The organism is Streptomyces sp. NPDC048461 (assembly GCF_055587105.1).
In genome coordinates this window covers 170,338-190,263 of sequence record NZ_JBVJGW010000010.1, presented here as the reverse complement: position 1 = coordinate 190,263, position 19,926 = coordinate 170,338, and the positions used below count along the sequence as shown (strand labels likewise).

At 72.6% G+C, this 19,926-nt stretch carries 18 protein-coding genes and 1 pseudogene; 11 read left to right on the top strand and 8 right to left on the bottom strand.

The features are described from left to right. Positions 1 to 115 precede the first annotated feature (115 nt). Positions 116 to 1,021: an NADP-dependent oxidoreductase gene (locus tag ACZ6S8_RS19510; protein ID WP_469457311.1), complete on the bottom strand. Its 906-nt coding sequence runs from the start codon at positions 1,019 to 1,021 to the stop codon at positions 116 to 118. Between the two features lie 222 nt (positions 1,022 to 1,243). Here ACZ6S8_RS19510 and ACZ6S8_RS19505 point away from each other — a divergent pair, with 222 nt between their 5' ends. Further along, positions 1,244 to 1,600 (top strand): MerR family transcriptional regulator, encoded by a 357-nt coding sequence (locus ACZ6S8_RS19505; RefSeq protein ID WP_469457310.1) that lies wholly within the window; start codon positions 1,244 to 1,246, stop codon positions 1,598 to 1,600. A 77-nt stretch (positions 1,601 to 1,677) separates the two neighbouring features. Here ACZ6S8_RS19505 and ACZ6S8_RS19500 read toward each other — a convergent pair whose 3' ends face one another. The 4 genes from ACZ6S8_RS19500 to ACZ6S8_RS19485 form a co-directional block, all read right to left on the bottom strand. After that, positions 1,678 to 2,964, bottom strand: a complete 1,287-nt coding sequence (locus ACZ6S8_RS19500; protein WP_469457309.1) for an ABC transporter substrate-binding protein — start codon at positions 2,962 to 2,964, stop codon at positions 1,678 to 1,680. Positions 2,965 to 3,173: 209 nt separating this feature from the next. Continuing rightward, positions 3,174 to 3,785: a 4'-phosphopantetheinyl transferase family protein gene (locus tag ACZ6S8_RS19495; RefSeq protein WP_469457308.1), complete on the bottom strand. Its 612-nt coding sequence runs from the start codon at positions 3,783 to 3,785 to the stop codon at positions 3,174 to 3,176. An 81-nt stretch (positions 3,786 to 3,866) separates the two neighbouring features. Next, a complete protein-coding gene (locus ACZ6S8_RS19490) occupies positions 3,867 to 4,097 on the bottom strand; it encodes an acyl carrier protein (protein WP_469457306.1) in 231 nt (76 codons plus the stop codon). A gap of 87 nt (positions 4,098 to 4,184) precedes the next feature. Next, positions 4,185 to 5,042, bottom strand: a complete 858-nt coding sequence (locus tag ACZ6S8_RS19485; protein ID WP_469457305.1) for an aminoacyl--tRNA ligase-related protein — start codon at positions 5,040 to 5,042, stop codon at positions 4,185 to 4,187. A 575-nt stretch (positions 5,043 to 5,617) separates the two neighbouring features. Here ACZ6S8_RS19485 and ACZ6S8_RS19480 point away from each other — a divergent pair. The 5 genes from ACZ6S8_RS19480 (at position 5,618) to ACZ6S8_RS19460 (ending at position 11,826) form a co-directional block, all read left to right on the top strand. Then, a complete protein-coding gene (locus ACZ6S8_RS19480) occupies positions 5,618 to 6,733 on the top strand; it encodes a phytanoyl-CoA dioxygenase family protein (protein WP_469457304.1) in 1,116 nt (371 codons plus the stop codon). Then, positions 6,715 to 8,061 (top strand): DUF6271 family protein, encoded by a 1,347-nt coding sequence (locus ACZ6S8_RS19475; RefSeq protein WP_469457302.1) that lies wholly within the window; start codon positions 6,715 to 6,717, stop codon positions 8,059 to 8,061. The genes ACZ6S8_RS19480 and ACZ6S8_RS19475 overlap by 19 nt, the downstream gene beginning before the upstream one ends. Next, positions 8,058 to 9,761, top strand: a complete 1,704-nt coding sequence (locus tag ACZ6S8_RS19470) for a condensation domain-containing protein (RefSeq protein ID WP_469457300.1) — start codon at positions 8,058 to 8,060, stop codon at positions 9,759 to 9,761. The genes ACZ6S8_RS19475 and ACZ6S8_RS19470 overlap by 4 nt, the downstream gene beginning before the upstream one ends. Beyond that, positions 9,758 to 11,083 carry an MFS transporter gene (locus ACZ6S8_RS19465; protein WP_469457298.1) on the top strand — a complete coding sequence of 442 codons (1,326 nt, stop codon included), beginning with the start codon at positions 9,758 to 9,760 and terminating at the stop codon, positions 11,081 to 11,083. Before ACZ6S8_RS19470 ends, ACZ6S8_RS19465 begins: the two co-directional genes overlap by 4 nt. Positions 11,084 to 11,226: 143 nt before the next feature. Next, positions 11,227 to 11,826: a hypothetical protein gene (locus ACZ6S8_RS19460; protein WP_469457296.1), complete on the top strand. Its 600-nt coding sequence runs from the start codon at positions 11,227 to 11,229 to the stop codon at positions 11,824 to 11,826. 99 nt (positions 11,827 to 11,925) lie between these two features. Here ACZ6S8_RS19460 and ACZ6S8_RS19455 read toward each other — a convergent pair whose 3' ends face one another. Both ACZ6S8_RS19455 and ACZ6S8_RS19450 read right to left on the bottom strand, forming a co-directional pair. Continuing rightward, positions 11,926 to 12,783, bottom strand: coding sequence for an SCO6745 family protein (locus ACZ6S8_RS19455; protein ID WP_469457294.1), 858 nt, complete (start codon positions 12,781 to 12,783; stop codon positions 11,926 to 11,928). Between the two features lie 90 nt (positions 12,784 to 12,873). After that, positions 12,874 to 14,103 (bottom strand): sensor histidine kinase, encoded by a 1,230-nt coding sequence (locus tag ACZ6S8_RS19450; protein ID WP_469457292.1) that lies wholly within the window; start codon positions 14,101 to 14,103, stop codon positions 12,874 to 12,876. 202 nt (positions 14,104 to 14,305) lie between these two features. Here ACZ6S8_RS19450 and ACZ6S8_RS19445 point away from each other — a divergent pair, with 202 nt between their 5' ends. Then, entirely contained in the window at positions 14,306 to 14,743 is a 438-nt protein-coding gene (locus ACZ6S8_RS19445) for a hypothetical protein (protein WP_469457290.1), read from the top strand. A 129-nt stretch (positions 14,744 to 14,872) separates the two neighbouring features. Here the strand turns inward: ACZ6S8_RS19445 and ACZ6S8_RS19440 are convergent. Continuing rightward, positions 14,873 to 15,119 (bottom strand): annotated as a pseudogene (locus ACZ6S8_RS19440) (hypothetical protein); the annotation flags it as partial. A 191-nt stretch (positions 15,120 to 15,310) separates the two neighbouring features. On the opposite strand from ACZ6S8_RS19440, the gene ACZ6S8_RS19435 reads away from it, so the two are divergent. The 4 genes from ACZ6S8_RS19435 (at position 15,311) to ACZ6S8_RS19420 (ending at position 19,925) form a co-directional block, all read left to right on the top strand. Then, positions 15,311 to 16,327 carry a hydroxyacid dehydrogenase gene (locus ACZ6S8_RS19435; protein WP_469457289.1) on the top strand — a complete coding sequence of 339 codons (1,017 nt, stop codon included), beginning with the start codon at positions 15,311 to 15,313 and terminating at the stop codon, positions 16,325 to 16,327. Positions 16,328 to 16,552: 225 nt separating this feature from the next. Continuing rightward, positions 16,553 to 17,860 (top strand): ABC transporter substrate-binding protein, encoded by a 1,308-nt coding sequence (locus ACZ6S8_RS19430; RefSeq protein ID WP_469457288.1) that lies wholly within the window; start codon positions 16,553 to 16,555, stop codon positions 17,858 to 17,860. A 29-nt stretch (positions 17,861 to 17,889) separates the two neighbouring features. Continuing rightward, positions 17,890 to 18,999 (top strand): carbohydrate ABC transporter permease, encoded by a 1,110-nt coding sequence (locus tag ACZ6S8_RS19425; protein ID WP_469457287.1) that lies wholly within the window; start codon positions 17,890 to 17,892, stop codon positions 18,997 to 18,999. Next, positions 18,996 to 19,925: a carbohydrate ABC transporter permease gene (locus ACZ6S8_RS19420; RefSeq protein ID WP_469457285.1), complete on the top strand. Its 930-nt coding sequence runs from the start codon at positions 18,996 to 18,998 to the stop codon at positions 19,923 to 19,925. Before ACZ6S8_RS19425 ends, ACZ6S8_RS19420 begins: the two co-directional genes overlap by 4 nt. Position 19,926: the final 1 nt, after the last annotated feature.

Here is a 19,926-nt window from a genome sequence, read left to right as displayed (position 1 = left end):
GCGTGGACCCGCGGTCGCGGCGTGGGCGAAGGCGGCGCGCACCTGCGGTGCGTCCCACCATCTGACGGCGCCGCGCAGGCGCCCGCGGTGCGAGGTGCCTGCCTCGTGGGCCCGTTCAGATGCAGATCACGATCTTTCCCCGGGTACGTCCGCGCTCGGCGTGCGCGTGGGCGTCGGCGATCCGCTCCAGGGGGTAAGTCTCCTCGATGCGGGGCGTGTAGCGGCCTTGCCCGCCCAGTGCGGCCGCCGCGGACAGGAGGGAGGAGTCGTTCTCCGCATTGACCACGTGCGTGCCCAGGCGGTGCCCGCCCGCGTGGTCGGCGACCGTCGCGACGCGCTTCGGGTCGCCCGCGATCGCGACGAGGTCGTCCAGGGAACCGGAGGCCGCGGTGTCGAGCACGACGTCGACGCCGTGCGGAGCCAGGGTGGAGAGGCGCTGGGCGAGGCCGGGGCCGTAGGTGGTGGGAACGGCGCCGAGAGAGGCGAGGAACTCGTGGTTGCGTTCGCCGGCTGTCCCGATCACCGTGGCACCCCGCGCCACCGCGATCTCGACCGCCGCGCTGCCCACGCCTCCGGCGGCGCCCTCGACGAGGAGGGTGCGCCCCGCGAGGGGACCGAGCGCGCCGAGCCCGCGCATCGCGGTTACGGACGCGAGACCGGCGCCCGCGGCTTGCTCGTCGGTCCACGCGGCGGGGGTGTGCGCCCAGGCGGAAAGGACGACCCGCTCCGCGCTCGCGCCGGTGATCCCGCCCAGCCCGAAGACGCGGTCGCCGATGCCCACCCCGTCCGCCCCCTCGCCGATCTCGTCGACCACACCGGCGGCGTCGCGCCCGGGAACGGCGGGCAGTTCCAGGGGAAGCAGCTGGTGCAGGGCGCCGGCGCGCAGCTTCCAGTCGATGGGATTGACGCTGGCGGCCGCGACGCGGACCCGGATCTCACCGGGGCCGGGGTGCGGGTCGGGGGCTTGCTCGATCACCAGGATCTCCGCTTCGCCGTACTCGTGGAACCGGGCTGCGCGCATGGTGGTCTGCCTTACGTTGACGGGCCGGAACGGCGTGTTCATCCGACGCCCGTCACTCTAGAACCTGACGTTGACGTGAGGTGCAAGCCGCAATTTCCGCCCGACCGGAGGGGAGCAGGCGCGGAGGGGCGACGCCGGCCGTCGGGCCCCTCCGGCGCCGGTGTTGGTAGCCTCAACCTGACGTGAACGGCAGGTGTGAGCGAGAAGGGAGTGCCTCGCGGCATGCGCATCGGACAGCTCGCCAGGCGGTCAGGGGTCAGCGTGCGTGCCCTGCGCTACTACGAGGAACAGCGGCTCCTGGAATCGGCGCGGACGCCCGGTGGGCAGCGTGAGTATCCCGACGAAGCCCTGGAGCGGGTCCAGCTCATCCAGGACCTCTTCGCGGCCGGCCTCTCCAGCCGTACCGTCGTCGAGCTTCTGCCGTGCGTGAGCACCGGCGTGGCGACCCCCGCCATGCTCGACCAGCTCATCATCGAACGCGACCGCATCGCCGCACGCATCCAGGACCTTGCCCGGGCCCAGACCAAACTCGGCCGCGTGATCCAGAACGTGACGGCCGCGGCCGCGGCGCAGGACTGATCACCCTCGGGTGGTCCCGACTGGGGTGCGCACCTCGGGGCCGCCCACCCCGCACCGGCTGTCGCCAAAGAGACGCCCTAGCCGTCCGCCTTGCGGGCGCTCTGGGCGATGTCCCCGAGTACCTTCGACGGCCGGCCGCCCGGCCGCACGGCTTCACCGATGTTCTTCTTGAAGTCGGCGTTCACCCCGGCCCAGGACTCCTTGCCCACCGGGTAGAGACGTGAGGACGGCAGGGCGCGCAGGAACACCTTGAGCGGTTCGGTCGCGGGATCCGCGGAGCCGAGCATCCGCTGATAGCCCGTCGTCGTCACCGGAAGCAGCCCGTACTTCGAGGTGAAGGCGGTGACGTTCTTCTCCTCGTACAGGTAGTCGAGGAACTTCCCGGATTCCGCCGGGTGCCCGTTCCTGAAGGCCATGGCCCAGTCGGCAACGCCCATCGCCTGCGGAGCCGAGCCGTCCGCCGTGGGCAGGGCGACCATGCCGAGCTTGACCCCCTTGGCGGTCGCCTGCTTCACCAGGGTGGGGTGGCCGTTGAGGATCCCGACCTCTCCCCGTGCGAACGCGTCGAAGGCCTTCTGGCGATCGAGCTTGCCCGGTTCGTCCGGGCCGGTCAGCCCGGCGCCGACCAGGTCGTCCCGCAGGAACTCGAAGGTCTTCACGTTCGAGGACGAGTCGATGACGTAGTTCTCGGACTCGTTCGCGATGCCGCCCCCGCCGGCGAGCATCCACTGCATCGACTCGGCCTGTGCCTCCTCCGGGCCCAGGGGCACCGCGATCGGCGTAGGCACCCCGTCGCCCTTGAGCTTCCGTGCCGCCGCTGTCAGGTCGGCCCAGTTCCGGGGCTGCCACGACGCGCCCTTGGCGATGACGCCCGCGTCCTCCAGGAGCTTCGCGTTGTAGAACATCAGCCGGGTCGAGGCCACGAAGGGCAGACCGTACTGTTTGCCCCGGGCCCTGCCCGCCTCCGCGAGCGGCGCGAGCAGATCGGCTTCCGTGCGCACCGAGAGAAGGTCGTCGGCAGCGTAGAGCTTCCCGGCGGCCGCATAGTCGGCGTAGGCGCCTATCTGCGCGATGTCGGGGGCCTTGCCGCCCCGGACCATCTCGGCGACCTTCGCGTCCACGTCGTTCCAGGACAGGACGCTGACCTCCACCCGTATGCCGGGATTCGCCTCTTCGAAGCCGGAGGCCAGCGCCTTCCAGTACGGCTCGGAGGAGTTGGCCGGGCTGTCGCCGTAGTCGGCGGCCACGACCCGCAGCACCACCTGGGCCGAGCCCCCGTCGGACGCGCCTGCGCACCCGGCCACCAGCATCAGCACCAGACAGCTGACCCCGGACTCCCGCAGCCAACGACGCTTCACCCTCATGACCCACCCCTTTCCGCTCCCTGCCGGGCGTAAGGTCTACACCACTTTTGGGTGGTCTTCACAGGGTTCTGCACAACCGAATCCACACCGTGGCCACAGCAAATCCCGCCATCGGCACACCAGTTGTAGGCCGCATGGATTCCCGGGGCCGGTCCGACGACGCCGTACGGTGCCCTCCCCGTTCCCCGCTCCCCGCTCGGCCGCGCCGGTCAGGCGAGTACGGCTCTCAGTACCAGGGGCTCCGCGGCGTGCGCGTGACCGGCCGGTGCGGGGGCGGGCGGGGCTGCCACGGCCGCCGTGGCAGACCGTTCGGGGTCCGACCACACGAGGACGGGGAGGTCGTCGCGGCCGGCCTTCACCAGGGCTTCCCTGCGCACCCACAGGCGCAGCAACTCCGGTCCCGGGTCCGGCCGGCCGACGGCTTCGCGGAGGTCGGCGTCGGGCAGCAGGCGGCGTAGCAGGTGCGCGGGGGCCGGGCGCCGCGTCGAGGGTTCGACGTCGATGCCGATGCTGCCGTGGCCCGCGGCCGCCGCCACCAAGCCGTCCGCGTGGCTGAGGCTGAGCCCCACCCCGGGCCGGCCGGGCAGGTACGGACGCCCGTGGCCGGCCCGCCCGCACCGGGGGCAGCGCTGGCGCGGGGCCGACGCGCTCAGGGGGAGGCCGGTGTAGCGGGCGGCGCACCACCGGACGAGGAGCCGGGCCGCCACCACGTCGTCACGGCGGCTCGGAATCCTGATGCGGGCGAGCCGGTCGTGCTCCCACGGCTCCAGCAGCCCCTCGTGGAGCAGGGGGTGGGCGAGGACCTCCGCGGTGGTCGCCACCACCGTCAGTGCACCGCCGGGGCGAGGGGCCGTCACGTGATCCCCGCGGTCCGGCGCCGAGCCTGCCGTCGTCCGCACCGGTCAGCCGGTGGTGCTCAGGAAGCGCTTCTGTACGGTGCCGAGCGTGCGGAAGTCGTCGATGTCGACCTCCTGCAGGTCGATGGTGCTGCCGGAGAGTTCCTCCAGCAGGTCGATGAACTCCAGGAAGTCCATGGAGTCGATGAGGCGCGCCTCTATGAGGTCCTCGTCGGGGTCGACGGGGCCCTCGAGGCCGGGGTTCTTCTCGTGCAGCCATGCGGTGACGGGGTCCATCGGAAAGGGTCGCTCCTTGTTGCCGGTACGGGTGACGTGGGGGCGGGGCGGGGCGGGGCGGTGGCGGCGGGGGCCGGGCGGGCCGGTTCAGGCGCGGGCTTCGCGGAGTCGGTCCAGGGCCTTCTCGGGGGTGCCGTGGGCGAGGAGCATCGCGTGGACCCACCGTTCGATGCCGAACGCGACGCAGGCGCTGTACGCGTGACCCGCCGATCCGGCGCGGATGTCCAGCCGCTCCCCGAAGAAGTTGCGGTGCCGGTTCACGGAGGCGATGGCCGTGCCGTCGGGGGCGGAGTACTCGTGCTTGACGGGGTCCAGGGCCATCAGCCGGGCCCGCGAGCCGCCCTTGTCGTAGAAGGGGTCGTCCGCCACCGCCCTGGTCAGCTCCAGGCCGAGTCCCGCGGCGGCCTCCGCGATGAACTCGGCTCCCCGCTCCAGGTGTTCCACCGCACCCTCCTTGGTGCCGAGGTACACCACCTCGCGCATGTGGAAGCCCCACAGGCGGCGCAGTCCGTCGTAGTGGGTCTCGTTGCGGAAGCAGCGGCCGGCGGCGGAGAGGCGGAGCCCGTCCTCGCCGACGTCGGCGCCCTCCAGGGAGAGGAGCAGCCCGTAGCACGTGGCGGACGGCAGGAGGTGGCCCGTGGGACGCAGGGGCAGCTCCCCGGCCGCCTCGCCGGCGGCCAGACCGTCGAGGGCGTCCGGGGTGAAGCGCCCGGTGGAGACGCCGAGGTGGGGAAAGTTGCGGAAGAAGTCGAGCCGGGCCAGGCCCTCCACGGCCAGCAGCGGCGGGCCCACCACCTCCGGTGCGCCCAGTCGTGCCGCCAGTCCTGTGAGCAGGCCGTCCAGCCCGTGCAGCAGGGCGGTCCGGACCGGGTCCAGCGTGATCAGGCCCGCACCCGGGCTCTTGAGACCGAGGCCTGGCAAGGCCGTGATGCCGGGTGTGCTCATGGAAACCGCTCCTCAGGGCGTGGATGAACAGGCGAAGGCGTCGGGCGCCCGCACCGGCGGCCGGAGGGGGCAGCCGGGTGCGCCGTGAGAGCCGCGTGGTGTCCGGGCCGGCCCGGGTGCACAGGGCGTGCGGGCGGCCGTCCGTGTGCGTGGTCGCCCTCGACCGCGACGCGGGTGCAGCAGCGCAGGACAAGTCGGCTGATGTCCCGTCAAGGACCGGACCGCGCATGGGGACAGTAAGCCGCCTGCGCTCCTATTGTCTAGACCAAACCTCGGCCGAGGGGGAAGTGCCCGTGTGATGGCCGAGAGTCGTTGGCCGATACAACTCGTTTCGACAAAAGGGCACTTGACAGCGGTCATGGTCTACACCAATTCTGCTCATGGTGCGGCCCGGGCATCCGGGCCGACGGCACGCCGGGCCGACTGCATGCCGGGCCGCCGATCCCGCCTGCCGTCCGCCGTCCCGGTGTGCGCCGGCCCACCGGCCTGCGATCACCCGGCCCGCCCCTCCATGTCCACCAGGGGGAGGGGCGCGTGCCGGACCGCCTCCCCGACTCCCTTTCTGGAGGGACCGCATGACGACCCCCGCTCCCCGCCGGCCCCGCCCCCGCCTCCACCGCGCCGCCTCGGACCTGCCGTACTTCAGCGCGGACGGCGAGTCCTACCTCGCCCAGACCACCCTGCGGGAACTGCACAAGTCACGGCCGCTGCGGGTGCTGTCCGAGGCGGACTTCGCCCACTGGCAGACGTACGGCTACGTCATCGTCCGCGAGGCCGTTCCGGCGGAAGCCGCGCGCCGCCTCCTCGACTTCGCCTGGGAGTTCCAGGGCCTCGATCCGGACCGGCCCGACAGCTGGTACGAGGACCGGCCGCTGCGCTCCGAACTCGACCGGCAACTGCACGTCTACGGCTTCGTGGAGGCCTACCACCACCAGTTGCTCTGGGACAACCGGCAGGCCCGGCGCGTCTACGACGCCTTCGTCGACGTCTGGGACTGCGAGGAACTCTGGGTCACCCAGGACCGGCTCAACCTCAACCCGCCCAACATCAAGAACCGCGACCGCGCCCTCATCGAGCCCACCGACCGAGGCTTCGACATCGATCTCCACTGGGACATCGACACCACCCTCGGCGTCCCGCCGCAGCGGGTGCAGGGCATCATCGCGCTCAACGCGACACAGCCGGAGGCCGGCGGCTTCCAGTGCAATCCCGAACTGTTCCGGCGGTTCGAGGAGTGGAAGACCGCCCAGCCCGCCGACCGCGACCCCCTGCGCCCCGAAGTGGACCGGGACCAGTACCCCGTCGTGCGCCCCGACCTGAACCCCGGAGACCTGTTGATCTGGAACGGCCTGCTCGCCCACGGAGTGGCCCGCAACACCTCCCGGGACCGAGTACGTGCCGTCCAGTACCTGTCGATGATGCCGGCCCTGGAGGAACACGAGCGGCTCAGGCGGTCACGCGTCGACGCCTGGCGGCACCTGCGGACCCCGCGCTGGAACCGGACACTGGTCGGCGACCCCGTACTGCACGAGTCCAAGCGGTACCCCACCGCCACCCTCGATCCGCTCGGCAGCCGCCTCCTCGGACTCACCTCCTGGCACGACGCCGACGCCCCCGGCGCCCCGGACGCCGGACCCCGCGAGGCCGTCACCGACCGGAGCGGGGAGTCGGCATGCGCCGCGTCTGTCTGACCCTCCCCACGAACCGCCCTGCCGCCGTGACCATCAGGGCCGTCTTCGAGGAGGCGGCCCTCGGCGCCCGGCGTTCCGGCACCGAGGTGCACCTCCTCGTCCTCGACTCCTGCGACCCCGAGGACCTCGCCGAGCATCGAACGGCGGTGGCCGCGCTGCCCGCCGCACCCGGAGTGGTCGTGCACCACTACGACGAGGACCAGCAGCGGACCTTCCTGAGCGAGGTGATCGCCCGGTCCGGCGCCCCGGAGCCCGAGCGGCTGCTCGATCTCATGCTGCCCTCCCGGGTCTCCTACGGCGCCTGCACCAACCGCGCGTTCGTCATCGCGGAGGGACTGGGGTGCACCTCCGTCCACCGCCGGGACTCCGACAGCCACTACCAGTACCTGGACGGAGAGCCGGTCCACCCCCTGCACCACGAACTGGATGCCCTGGGGCGGCGCGCCCGCGACGTCTCCCGACGGGTGACGCGCAGCAGGCTCGACCCCGCGTGCGCCGCGCGGCCGGTGTCCCTGGTCGGCGGCTCCTTCATCGGCGAGATGTCCGTCGACCTCGCGGAGATCCGCCGTACGGACCCGTCGGTGTACGAGGAGGTCGTCGGCCTCTCGGTCCCCGCCGGCTACCCCGACCTGTGGCGCGGGAACCTCATCGCGGAGTCCTTCCGGGGCGCCGGGACCGCAGCGTTCACCGCCGATCTCACCACGCTCACGAGCGTCGCCGCGAACCGCGTGGACATGTGCAACATCGCCCTCGACCGCGAGGTCTACGGCCGCGTTCCGCTGCCGCCCGCCCCCGACACCATCGGGAGCGACTACTTCCTCATCCACCTCGTCCACGACGCGCGGCTGCCGGGCGTCCTCCACAACCGGCACATAGTCAACTACCACACGGAAGAACGGCGTTCCGACACCGGCTTCCTCGCCTACCACCTGCGGTTCGCGAAGTTCCTCCTCGCGGGGCCGCACTTCGACGCCGTGTACGCCGCCACGCGCCGGGACGGGGCCGCTCTGCTCGACGCCGAGGACCGGATCCGCCCCGACGCCGTGGCCCGTACCGTCCGGGATGCCGTCCGCGTCGATCGGGCCCACGGAGCCGACCGGCTCGACCGACTCGGCCGCGCCTACCGGGCCCTGGGCGGCCGGTACGCCGAGGCGGCCGACGTCCTCACCGCGCGCGCCGAGGAACTCCTCGACGAGGTCCGCCGCGACATGGAGGACTTCGCCCTCCTGATCGACGCATGGCAGCAGCTGACCCGCGCCGCCCGCGCGCACCCGCACCGGCACACCGCGCGGGAGCGCGCCCCGCAACCCGCGGAGCACGGCGCATGAGCCGGGCCCCCGGCCTGCCCACCGCGACCGTGCACACCCTCGCGTACGAGGGCGGCACGCACCGCCGGGGTCCCGTCACCATGGGACAGGCCAACATGATCCGCTGCATGCTGCGCGACGAGCCCGAGCACATCAACATCCACGACGTATGGCCGGTGCCGGAAGGGACCGGGACCAGCGCGGTCCTGGACGCAATCCGAGCCCTGGCAGCGCGGCACGAGGCACTGCGCACGACCTTCCCCCACACCGGCGAGGGCGCTCCCCGGGAGCAGACCGTGGCCTCCCGGGGCACCTTCACGGTCACCGTCCTGGACCACACGGAACTCCCCGAGGCGGCCGCCGCGTACGCCGAGTCGCTCGCCCGGCAGGCCCGCACCGCACGCTTCCGACTGGACCGGGACTTCCCGCTGCGCATCACCCTCGTGACACGCGCCGGCGAGCCCCTCCACGTCGCCATGGCGGCGAGCCACGCCGCGACCGACGCCGGCGCCCTCGCGGTCCTGAAGGAGGAATGGCTCGCCCTCCTCGCCCTGCCCGCCGGCGGGACGCTGCCCGCGCCGACATCGCTCACCCCGCTCGACCGCGCGGCCGAGGAGGCGACCCCGGCCGGAGTGCGCAAGTCCGAGGCGTCGCTGCGCTACTGGGAGCGGATCATCCGCACCGGACCCCAGGCCATGTTCGCGGAACCGGCCGCCGAGGGCACCGAGGTGCCGACACCGCGGCTCACCCTCCGGTCGCGCCGGGCCGCCCGCGCCCTGGCCGGCGTCGCGGCGCGCACCGGCGCCCTGCCGTCCACCGTGCTGCTGACCGCCTGGTGCGCGTTGATCGCACACCGGACGGGACACGACGCGTGCGTCGTCGCCGTCCCCACCTCGAACCGGTACCACCCCCGGCTCGCGCGCTCCGTCAACACGCTGTCCCAGGACGCCCTGCTCTGTCTCGACACCCGGGTCCCGACCTTCGACGCGCTCCTGAAGAAGGCCTGGGGCGCGGCCCTGGACGCCTACCGCAACAGCCGGTTCGACGCGCTCCGGCTGTGGGAGATGATCGGCGCGACCACCTTCGAGCGGGGCAGCCACTTCGCGCGCGACGTCGTGTTCAACGACGTCAGCACCTTCGTGCAGGACGCGGCGGACGGCCCGGAGCACGAACTGAGCTGGGGCGAGGGCCAGGTCCTGCCGACCCGCGCCCTGACCTTCGTGTACGCCACCGATCCGCTGCTGCACCTCGCCCTGTGGGCCGACCCCGCGCTGTTCACCCGCGCGCAGGCGGAGGGCTTCCTCACCGGACTGGTCCGGCTGCTGGAGGCGGCCGCAGCAGCGGACGTGACGCTCCCCTCCCTGACCGGGGTGACGGGGGTCCGGCCGGTCCGGCGCGGCCCGGAATGGATCCGCGCGGACGCCTGCTGGACGTCGCCGCCCCTCGTGGCGGCGACGCTGAGCGGGGTCCTGGACGGCCGCACCGTGCACGTCACCGCGGACGGCCTGACGGCGTACGTCGCCGCCGGAGACGACCCGCCGACCCCGGAGCGGGCCCACGCCGCGCTCATGGACGCGCTGCCGGGGCGCCCCGGCGTACTGGCCCCCCGCCGGTACGTGATCGTCCGGCACCCGCCGGCCGAGGCGGACCGGAGCAGCGCATGGCTCCATCAACGGATACTCAGCGAAGGGACCGGCCGGGCTCCGGCGGATGTGACATGACAACGGACGAGGTAGTGGTACCCGGCGAGCGGCACACCGCGCCGCCCAGCCCCTGGAGATCGAGCCGCTTCCGGCTCTTCTTCACCGCCCGCAGCGCTTCGCTGCTCGCCGACGGCATGCTGATGGTGTCCCTGACGACCGCCGTGCTCGGCGCCGGCTACGGCGCGGCGGGCGTGGGGTACGCGCTGGCCGCGTGGATGGCACCGATCGTGCTCCTCGTTCTGTTCGGCGGAGTGCTGGCCGACCGGTTCACCCCCCAGGTGATGATGGTCGGCGCGGACGTCGTTCGCATGGTCGCCATGCTCGCCCTCGCGCTGCTGCTGATCGGCATCGGCGTACGGCTGTGGCACGTCATGGCCCTGCTGGCGCTCAGCGGCGCCGCCACCGCCATGTTCCAGCCCGGACTCGCGAGCATGGTCCCGCAGGTCGCCGAGGACATCCAGCGGGCCAACGCGCTCCTGCGCATCTCCGAAGCCATCTGCACCCTGCTCGGTCCCGGCGTGGCCGGACTGCTCGTCGCCTACTGGAACGTCGCCGGGTCGTTCGTCGTCATCGCGGCCGCGTACGCGCTCAGCGCGCTGGGTCTGGTCCCGCTGCGCCGCCTCGGCACGGGCCGCACCACCGACGACGACCCGATGTGGCACCGGCTCAAGACCGGCTGGCACGAGTTCCGGTCCCGTGACTGGTTGTGGGGCGTGATCTCCATCTGGGCGGTGTACGGCCTGTTCGTCTTCGGCCCGGCCATTCCGCTGGGCGCGGCCCTGCTCACGGAGCAGCACGGCGCGAGCGGGTACGGCTGGATCGCCTCGGCCGACGGCGCCGGCACGATCATCGGCGGCCTGCTGGGCATGCGGGTCCGGCCCCGGCGCCCCCTCGTGGCGGGGGCGTGCGCGATGTTCTTCTTCTCCCTCAACCCGCTCGCTCCCGCGCTCGGCTGGTCCTTCACGGTGACCGTCATCACCGGGGTCGTGGCGGGCTGCGGCTTCGCGTTCTGGGGCGTCATGTGGGCGACGAGCGTCCAGTCCCACGTCCCGCTGGCCGTCCTGAGCCGCGTATCGGCCTACGACGTGGCCGGCTCGATCATGGTCATTCCGGTGGGCCGCGCCCTCGCCGGGCCGGCGGCCGACGCCTTCGGCGCGGACCGGGTCCTGCTGTTCTCCTCGGTGACGGGCCTCGTGTGCATCGGCGCGATGCTTTCCGTCCCGGCCGTCCGCGCCCTGGCCCGCACCCCCGGCCCGGCCACTCACACCCCGCCGCCGCGCCGGACGAAAACGGCTCCGCAGCCGGGCCCCGAGCAGGACGGCGTCACCGGGCAGGGGTGAGGGGCGCGGGCGGAACTGTCCTGGCGCGGATTGGCGCGGTGACCCAACGTCGCTTCCGCGGGCGTGGCAGCCGCCGGAGGTAGGGGTGTTCTCGGGGTGATCACCGATGGTGGTTCCGGGTGGGCGGGCGCGAGGCTGGGGGCATGACAGAGCGAGTGGTACGACTCATCAGGTTTTCCTTCGTCGCGGCCCCCCTGCTGCTTGTGGTCTACGGCTCGATCCGCCTCCTGGCCCCGGCGTCGAAGGAGCCGGGCACGGCGTGGACCACCGGCCATCTCGCCTTCCTCGGTGCGGCGTTGTTCCTCGCAGTGACCTGCGAGGGACTGCGTCGCGCGGCAGCCGTCTCGGCCGGCCCGGCCCGGCGGCGCGTGGTCCGCACCGCCTGGATGGTGGCTCTGGCGGGTGTCACAGCGGCGTCGGCACAGGCGGTGATCGACCTTTACGTCGGTCTCCGGGCCGCCGACAAGCCGGAGATGAGCGACCTCTTCCACCGGGTGCAGAGCCTTCCCGGGGTGCTCCCGCTCGTGTACACGGTCGTACCGCTGTTCCTGTACCTCGGCATGATCGCCCTCCTGGCCACCCTCAAGGGTCCCGGCGCCATCCGCTCGCTCCTGCTGTTCGTCCTGGGTTCGGTCGGCATCGCGGTGAACCTGGACCTCCTCCCGCTCGCCGGGCTGTGCTACCTCCTGGCGTTCCTCCCCCTCCGCGACCGAGTGGCCGCCCCGCAGGTTGCGGCCCCCTGACCCCCGGCGCCGGCCGGCCCCGGCCCGCGTCCCAGGCCGGGGGGCGGCCCCGTCCGGGTCTTGGCCGCGGTGTCTGAAGGCGCCGGCCCGCGGTGCCGGTCACCTTCCGGCAAAGACCCCCGGAGGGAAGGCTCCGTTCGCCAGGGCGGTACGCGTGAGGCGCCCGCCGATGGCGGTCAGCCGTTCGACCGCCGCCTGCCCGAGGTGGTCGTAGGGCGCCCGGGCGAGTACGTCCGTGCGTCCCTCCACCTCGTTCCTCAGCTCCTGCCCGAGCGCGGTGAGGCGGCCCCCGGAGTCGAGGACGCCGCGTGCGCGCAGCCGCTCCCGAGCCGCTTCCCACTCCTGCGCACTCCAGCCGCGGCTCTGCCGGGCGAATTCCTCGGTGAAGCCCTCGCCGGTGGCGGTGTGGGTGATCAACGCCTCGAGTCCGTCGAGACCAGCGGTGGACAGCGCTGCCAGATGGCCGTCGCCGCGGTACTCGCGCAGCACGGTGACGGCATGCCACAGCGCGAGGTGCGCCGGGCCCGGGGTCGGCAGATCGGCATGGGCGGCGTACAGCGGCCTTCCCGCCGCGGCGCACGCCTCGGCGCCGGACGCGGCCAGCTCGGCTGCCTCCCGCACCTCGGGGTCCTCGGCGACGGCATCGCCCAGCAGGCGGCGCAGCACCCGGTCCACCGCCTTGAGCCGGGCCGTCAGGACGGCGCCGGGTGACGTCAGATCCCAGGCCCGCGGGATGTGCGCGGCCACCAGCGCCGGGCTGAAGTTGTAGAACGTGGCGGCCACCACGCCCGCGCCCACGACTCCCATGGCCGCGGCCCGCCCGGCGAAGTACCCCATGCGGCCCTTGTCCAGTCCGGCTCGGGTGAACTCCTCTTCGGCCTCGGGCGCGAAGTAGATCAGGGAGTGGAGGGGATTGAGGGCCCCGTGGCACTGCTTACCGGCCAGTAGTGACGTCATGGCCGCACTGTAGACCCGCCGCGGGGAAGGCTCTGGTCGCCCACCACCTCGATGTCGGGCCGGGCGCCGAGCGGCGGGGGTCGGCGCGCGTCAGGCCGGGGGCCAGGGGTCCTCCTCGGGGGCGGCGGGTTCCAGCGGAAGCGTCACGGACACCGCGTACCCGACGTCCGGCCGCGGGTCCGTGTCCAGGGTCCCGCCGAGGGACGCCGCCCGTTCGCGCATGCCGACCAGGCCGTCGCCGCTGCCGTCCGGGGAGTCGTCCGCTCGGCCGTCCGACGGCGGACCGTCGTCCTCCACCCGCACGGTCAGCGCACGCCCCGTCCAGGTCAGGCGGACCCGAGCGGTTCGGGCGGCGGAGCGCCGTGCGACGTTGCTCAGCGCCTCCTGGACGATGCGGAACGCGGCCAAGTCCACGCCCGGCGGCAGCGCGCGGGCCGTCCCCTCGGAGGTCACTTCCACGGCGAGCCCGGCAGTAGCCGCCTGTTCGACCAGTTCGGGGAGCCGGTCGAGCCCTGGGGCGGGCGTGCGCGGGGCCTCGCCGGGGGCGCGCAGGGTGTCGAGGACCTGCCGGACCTCGCCCAGTGCCTCCTTGCTCGCCGCCTTGATGGTGGTCAGGGCTGTACGGGCCTGTTCGGGATCGGTGTCGAGGAGGGCCAGCCCGACCCCTGCCTGCACGTTCATCACCGAGATGCTGTGGGCCAGCACGTCGTGCAGCTCCCGCGCGATGCGCAGCCGCTCCTCGTCCACCCGCCGACGCTCGGCCGCCGCCCGCTCGGCCCGCTCGCGCGACCACTGCTCCCGGCGAACGCGCACCAGCTCGAAGACCACCAGCACGGCGAGGAGCCACCCGGCGACGGCGACTTCCCGGGCCCAGGACGTCGGACCGTCGCGGGGCGGTGGAAGCCAACGGTAGAGCCAGTGCCCGATGAGCAGCTGTCCGGCCCAGGTCAGCGCGACGGCTCCCCAGGCCGCCCGCCGGTGTCCGGCGACGACCGCCGCGAAGCAGGCCACGGCGAGACTGAGAAAGGCCGGACCGTAGGGGAAACCGGCCCCGACGTAGGCAAGGGTGACGACGGCGACGCCGTAGGCCACCGCCACCGGGTACCGGTGGCGGACCAGCAGCAGCGCGGGCCCGAGAAGCAGCAGGAGCCGGCCGATCCAGTCCAGCGGGACACGGCCGGTCTGGGCCTGCCCGGCCCATCCCGCCCCGATCTGCGCGAACACGGCGACGAACAGGGTGGAGCGCCAGACCGGGCCCCGCCCGGTCCGCTCCACCCATCGCCGCCACGGGGGTCCGAGGCGCTCGCGCTGCTCTCCCATACCCGCCACGCTAGACCTCGTCCGCCGTCACCGGCGTCACCCCGGCGTAGCGTTTCCGGGATACGCCCCAGGTAGTACGCCGGCTTGCGCGGCGGTGCGTGTGCACGACTGTCCCGGCCCCGGCGGACCCCGGCTTCTGCGTGCCGGGAGACCGGCGCTAGAGTCCCGTGTTTGTTCGAATCGATGTGAACCGGGGGACTGGATGAGCGCGAAACTGCGGGAAACCGCAGACGAGTTGGCGGACGTGTTGTGGCGGGAGCACACCGTCTACCGCGACCGGACGGGCGGCGTCGTGATCCGGGGGGAGCACGTCGAGCGGTGGATCAGTCTGTCCACCGGCGCCGGCCGTGACGAGGTGCTCCTGCGCGCCGGCCGGATACTGGACGGCGGGACCACCGCACCGGCCCGCAGCGAGGCGGTCGCCAGCCTCTCGGCCGGCACGACCGCGCTCGCGGCCGTCTGCCGCAGGCTGCTGGCCGAAACCGCGCCGGGCCCCTCCCGCCCGGCCCCGTCCCGCACCCGTCGGTCCGAGCGCGGGCGCGCCCGGGGCCGGCACACCGGCCTCGTCTCCTGGCTGGTCGTGGCCTGCGTCGTCGGGCTCATCGGTCTGTACGTCGCCGGCCGGACCGGCGCGCTGTAGCCGCAGCCGCGCCGAACGAGAGCCGCAGGCAGCCACCCGCCGAGCCCCGGCCCGGGGGCTCGACGGGTGGCTGCCGGGCGGGGGCAGGGAAAGGGTAGGGCGGCGGCACATCCGCGCACGCGAGCCGGGGGTCGGCCAGACCCGCAGGTCCGGGCATTCGGCGTCCGCCGGGCGGGACAGCACGGCCTCCGCCCGGGGCAGCCGCAGCAGGCTCGCGCCTTCGGAGTACCGGTACCCCCCAGCCCCTCGCCCGGACGAGATCGAGGAGCGACTGCCGGTCCTGCACCGAACACCCCGGGACGCGCACGTCCGGCAACGACCCCGTCAGATCGGGGCCGAAGAGGTCCCGCACGTCGTCCCAGAGGAGATCGGCCACCCCGCCACGGTGCCCGGCGCCCCGCTCCCACACGGCACCGTTTTCCCCGATCCGCGACGTGCGGGCCTCGTACCGCCGGACGGGTGCGATCGTTTCGAGCGAATAGAACTTTATGATTGATGGATCTTGACGATCGCAACCGGGCTTCATAGAGTCGGCGCGGCCTCATCCAGCCGCAAGGAGCACCCCAGATGCCTGGTCGCCGACCGCGAGTCCTGCTTGCCATGGCCCCCGAACTCCGCCCCCGCCTGCTGGGTGACGGCGTCGCCCAACGGCTAGGCGTAGTAGCCGAGTTTGACCCCGAGCTCGTCGCCGACGACTACGCCAGACCCGAGGCGGCGGCGGCCCTCGCCGAGGCCGAGGTCCTGCTCACCTTCTGGGGGGCGCCCGCCGTGGACGCCCGGGCTCTCGCGCGCGCCCCCCGGCTGAAGGCCGTCGTGCACGCCGCCGGTTCGGTCAAACAGCTCGTCACCGGCGCCTGCTGGGACCGCGGCATCGCCGTCTCCTCCGCGGCGCTGGCGAACTCCCTGCCCGTGGCGGAGTACACCGTCGCGATGGTGCTGCTCTCCAACAAGCGGGTGATGCAGCTCCGCGAGGAGTACCGCAGCGTCCGCGGGACCAGGCACGACTGGCACCTGAGGTACCCCCACGCCGGCAACTACCGCCGGACCGTCGGCATCGTCGGAGCCTCCCGGATCGGACGCCGCGTCATCGAGCTCCTGCGTCCGTACGACCTCGAACTCGTCCTGTACGACCCGTACGTGTCGGCCGGCGCGGCCGCGGCGCTCGGCGTCCGCGGCGTCGGGCTCGACGAGCTGTGCCGGATCTCGGACGTGGTCAGCCTGCACGCACCGGAACTCCCCGAGACCCGGGCGATGATCGACCGCAGGCGGCTGGCGCTGATGCGCGACGGCGCCACCCTCATCAACACGGCGCGCGGGTCGCTGGTCGACGCGGCCGCGTGCACGGCGGAGCTCGCCTCCGGTCGGCTGCACGCGGTCATCGACGTCACCGAACCGGAGGTGCTGCCTGGGGACTCCCCGCTCTACGACCTCCCCAACGTGCTGCTCACCCCGCACATCGCGGGCTCGCTCGGCAACGAGCTGCACCGGATGGCCGACTCCGCCGTCGAGGAGATCGCCCGCTACGCCGCGGGCGAGCCCTTCGCCCACCCGGTGCGCCGCGAAGATCTCGACCGGACGGCCTGAACTCCCGCCGCCCGATGGGGTCCGGCCCCGCTCCGCCCGCCCGCTGCCCGCCGGGTACGGGGTGGTGCCCCGTCGTTACGTCGTGCCGCCTCGGAGTCCGAACGGATCCGCCGAACCGATCCGCCGAACTGATCGTATTGATCAATGGTTCACATGCTCTTGACGTTCAAGAAGCGGGGGCGAATGATTCAACCCGTTCAGCCCACTCGCCAAGGAGCAGTCCACATGAAGTCTCAGTCCTTGCGTGTCTACGGAGCGGTGGCCGCAGCGGTTTCCCTCGCCCTGCTGACCTCCGCCTGCGCCGGCTCCGATTCCACCGCGTCGCCCACCGCCGGGGACGACGGCAAGCCGGTGACCCTCACGTACTGGACCTGGACGAGCGGAGCGGAGGCCGCGGCCGCGGAGTTCAACAGGACGCACACCGACATACAGGTGCACTTCTCCCAGATCCCGGGCGGCGCCGACGGCTACAGCAAGATCAGCAACGCCATCAAGGCGGGGGACGCGCCGGACGTCGCGACGATCGAGTACAACATGGTCCCGGAGTTCGCGAGCCAGGGATACCTGGAGGACCTCACCGCCTCCTCCGGCACGCTGGTGAAGAAGAGCTTCCCGGCCGGTGTCCAGGACCTGGTGACCTTCGGCGGAAAGACCTGGTCGGTCCCCTTCGACGCCACCCCGCAGGTGTACTTCTACCGCAAGGACCTCTTCGAGAAGTACGGCGTCAGCGTCCCGGGGACGTGGGACGAGTACCGCACCGCCGCGGAGAAGATCAAGGCCGCCGACGCCGCGGCACGCATCGGCTCCTTCCCGACGGACGCCCCGCTGCAGGCGACCCTGTCCTGGCAGGCGGGCGCCAAGTGGTTCGAGGTCAAGGGCGACGCCTGGAAGCCCGCGATCGACGACGCGCCCTCGCAGAAGGTCGCCGCCTACTGGCAGGGCATGCTCAAGGACGACCTGGTCTTCAACTTCGGCGCCGGCACCCCGGAGGAGAACAAGTCGAAGGCCGACGGTACGACGGTCAGCGTCGTGGGCGCCTCCTGGAGCGCGGGCGGCATGGTCTCCAGCATGCCGGACCTCAAGGGCAAGTGGGGCGTCGCCCCCGTTCCCCACTGGGGCACGCCCGCCAGCGGGATGTACGGCGGCACCAGCTTCGCCGTCACCAAGGGCAGCAAGCACGCGGCGGCCGCAGCCGAGTTCATCAAGTGGGTGACCACCGACCCGGCGTCGATGAAGGCCCGGATCGGCGCCCTGAAGAACCCGAGCAGCGCCCTGCCCGCGAACCCGGCCATGGCCGAGGTGGCGGCGCAGGCCTTCGACACCTCGTACTTCGGCGGCCAGGACCTCTACAAGCTGACCGGCGAGCAGGTCGCCACGATCGTCCCCGGCTGGACGTGGGGCCCGGTCTGGGGGAAGGTCGGCGCCGACTTCAAGGACGAGGCCGCCAGGAACGGCCTGCCGAGCGGCCTGACGAAGGCCCAGGAATCGGCCCGGACGGCGATCGGGAGCCGCGGGCTCAAGCTCGCCAAGTGAGCCGGGGCGCCCGGGCCCGGTCGGGGCGCATGCCCCGACTCCGACCCGGGCCGCCCGCACCCGGGCCGCCCGCACCCGCCCCGCCCGGCCCGCACCCCGCCCCGACCCCCACCCCGCCCGCACCGCCGCCGCCGTACCACCACCCCGCGGCCGCGAGCGCCCGTCGACGCGATCGCCCTCCGTCACGCACCACCCGTACGCCAAGGAGCCCTCCCGTGGCAGCAACCACCACCCCGGCACCCGCCGGAAGCGCGCTCCGCCGCAGACAGCGCGGCGCCGTGGTCCTCTTCCTCTCCCCGTTCTTCGTGCTCTTCGCCGCCGTGACGGTCGCGCCCGTCGTGTACGCGGGCTGGATGAGCCTCTACCGGGAGCAGTCCTCGGGACTCGGGTTCGGCGGCGTCGAGCGCACGTTCGCCGGGATGGCAAACTACGCGACGGTCCTGTCCGATCCGGCGTTCCGGGACTCCTTCCTGCACGTCGCCGCGTACTGCCTCGTCTACATCCCGGTGATGATCGGCGTCGCGCTCGGCCTGGCGCTCCTGGTCGACTCCGCCCACGCCCGCGCCAAGCGCTTCTTCCAGCTCGCCTTCTTCCTGCCGCACGCCGTACCGGGACTGATCGCCTCGATCGTCTGGATCTACCTCTACACCCCGGGGCTCAGCCCGGTCATCGAGTGGATCGACGGCGCCGGCGGCAGCTGGAACTTCTTCTCGCCCGACCACGCCCTGTCGTCCATGGTGAACATCGCCGTGTGGCAGTGGGTCGGCTACAACATGGTGATCTTCTTCGCCGCGCTCCAGGCCGTGCCCCGCGAGGTCGTCGAGGCCGCGACGGTGGACGGCGCCGGCGCCTGGCGCATCGCCCTGGGCATCAAGGTGCCGATCATCCGCTCCTCGGTGGTCATGACCGTGCTCTTCACCTGCGTCGGCGCCATCCAGCTCTTCACCGAGCCCAAGCTCCTCTCCGACAAGGCGCAGGCCCTCGGCAACGACTGGTCTCCCACGATGTACATCGTCAGCAAGGCGTTCGTCGACCACGACTACGCGGCCGCCGCCGCGGCCTCCCTGCTGCTGGCCGTCGTGGCCGGAGCACTCTCCTTCGTGGTCACCCGGATAGGGAAGCGGTGGCAGGAATCATGAGCACGGACACCGTCTCCCCCCGCACCACCGAACGGGCCGGCCCGCCGCGGCCGGGAGCCCCCGCGGCGCCGGCCAGGCCCCGTGCCCCGCGCACCGCGTGGGCCTCCAAAGCCGCCGTCAACGGCGTGCTGATCATGCTGGCGCTGTACACGCTGATGCCGATCAGCTGGCTGCTGGTCGCCGCCACCAAGAACCGCCGCGACCTCTTCGGCACCGGCGGTTTCAGCCTCGGCGAGTTCAACCTCCTCTCCAACGTCCACGAGGTGTTCACCCACAACGACGGCATCTACGGACGCTGGCTGCTCAACACCCTCCTCTACGCGGTGGTGGGCTCGGCGCTCTCCTCCCTGATCTCGGTCGCGGCCGGGTACGCCTTCGACAAGTACGCCTTCGCGGGCAAGGAGAAGCTCTTCGGCGTGGTCCTGGCGGGCGTACTGGTGCCGGGGGCCGTCCTCACCCTGCCGATGTACCTGCTGGCCTCGAAGGCGGGCCTCACCAACACCTACTGGGCACTGCTGATCCCTTCCCTGGTCAACCCGTTCGGCGTCTACCTCGCCCGGGTCTTCTCCGAGGGCTACGTCCCGTACGAGGTCATCGAGGCGGCCCGGGTCGACGGCGCGGGCGAGGTGCGGACCTTCCGTGCCATCGCTCTGCCCATGCTGGCGCCGGGGTTCGTGACGCTGTTCCTGTTCTCCTTCACCGCGAGCTGGAACAACTTCTACGGCGCGCTGGTCATGCTGAACGACAAGGACCTGTACCCCGTCAGTCTCGGACTCCACATGTGGAACGTCTCCATCACGGAGAGCCCCGAGATGTACTCGCTCGCCATCACCGGTTCGCTCATCGCCGTGATCCCCCTGGTGGCCGCCTTCCTCCTGCTCCAGCGCTTCTGGCGCTCGGGCCTGACCGCCGGCGCGGTGAAGTAGC

What these genes read in the sequence shown, in the direction of transcription:
- ACZ6S8_RS19460 (WP_469457296.1), top strand. Translation starts at nt 11,227, where the DNA reads ATGACAGAGCGAGTGGTACGACTCATCAGGTTTTCCTTCGTCGCGGCC.
- ACZ6S8_RS19500 (WP_469457309.1), bottom strand. Translation starts at nt 2,964, where the DNA reads ATGAGGGTGAAGCGTCGTTGGCTGCGGGAGTCCGGGGTCAGCTGTCTG.
- ACZ6S8_RS19480 (WP_469457304.1), top strand. Translation starts at nt 5,618, where the DNA reads ATGACGACCCCCGCTCCCCGCCGGCCCCGCCCCCGCCTCCACCGCGCC.
- ACZ6S8_RS19450 (WP_469457292.1), bottom strand. Translation starts at nt 14,103, where the DNA reads ATGGGAGAGCAGCGCGAGCGCCTCGGACCCCCGTGGCGGCGATGGGTG.
- ACZ6S8_RS19510 (WP_469457311.1), bottom strand. Translation starts at nt 1,021, where the DNA reads ATGCGCGCAGCCCGGTTCCACGAGTACGGCGAAGCGGAGATCCTGGTG.
- ACZ6S8_RS19465 (WP_469457298.1), top strand. Translation starts at nt 9,758, where the DNA reads ATGACAACGGACGAGGTAGTGGTACCCGGCGAGCGGCACACCGCGCCG.
- ACZ6S8_RS19435 (WP_469457289.1), top strand. Translation starts at nt 15,311, where the DNA reads ATGCCTGGTCGCCGACCGCGAGTCCTGCTTGCCATGGCCCCCGAACTC.
- ACZ6S8_RS19420 (WP_469457285.1), top strand. Translation starts at nt 18,996, where the DNA reads ATGAGCACGGACACCGTCTCCCCCCGCACCACCGAACGGGCCGGCCCG.
- ACZ6S8_RS19455 (WP_469457294.1), bottom strand. Translation starts at nt 12,783, where the DNA reads ATGACGTCACTACTGGCCGGTAAGCAGTGCCACGGGGCCCTCAATCCC.
- ACZ6S8_RS19475 (WP_469457302.1), top strand. Translation starts at nt 6,715, where the DNA reads ATGCGCCGCGTCTGTCTGACCCTCCCCACGAACCGCCCTGCCGCCGTG.
- ACZ6S8_RS19445 (WP_469457290.1), top strand. Translation starts at nt 14,306, where the DNA reads ATGAGCGCGAAACTGCGGGAAACCGCAGACGAGTTGGCGGACGTGTTG.
- ACZ6S8_RS19470 (WP_469457300.1), top strand. Translation starts at nt 8,058, where the DNA reads ATGAGCCGGGCCCCCGGCCTGCCCACCGCGACCGTGCACACCCTCGCG.
- ACZ6S8_RS19505 (WP_469457310.1), top strand. Translation starts at nt 1,244, where the DNA reads ATGCGCATCGGACAGCTCGCCAGGCGGTCAGGGGTCAGCGTGCGTGCC.
- ACZ6S8_RS19485 (WP_469457305.1), bottom strand. Translation starts at nt 5,042, where the DNA reads ATGAGCACACCCGGCATCACGGCCTTGCCAGGCCTCGGTCTCAAGAGC.
- ACZ6S8_RS19425 (WP_469457287.1), top strand. Translation starts at nt 17,890, where the DNA reads ATGCCCCGACTCCGACCCGGGCCGCCCGCACCCGGGCCGCCCGCACCC.
- ACZ6S8_RS19430 (WP_469457288.1), top strand. Translation starts at nt 16,553, where the DNA reads ATGAAGTCTCAGTCCTTGCGTGTCTACGGAGCGGTGGCCGCAGCGGTT.
- ACZ6S8_RS19490 (WP_469457306.1), bottom strand. Translation starts at nt 4,097, where the DNA reads ATGGACCCCGTCACCGCATGGCTGCACGAGAAGAACCCCGGCCTCGAG.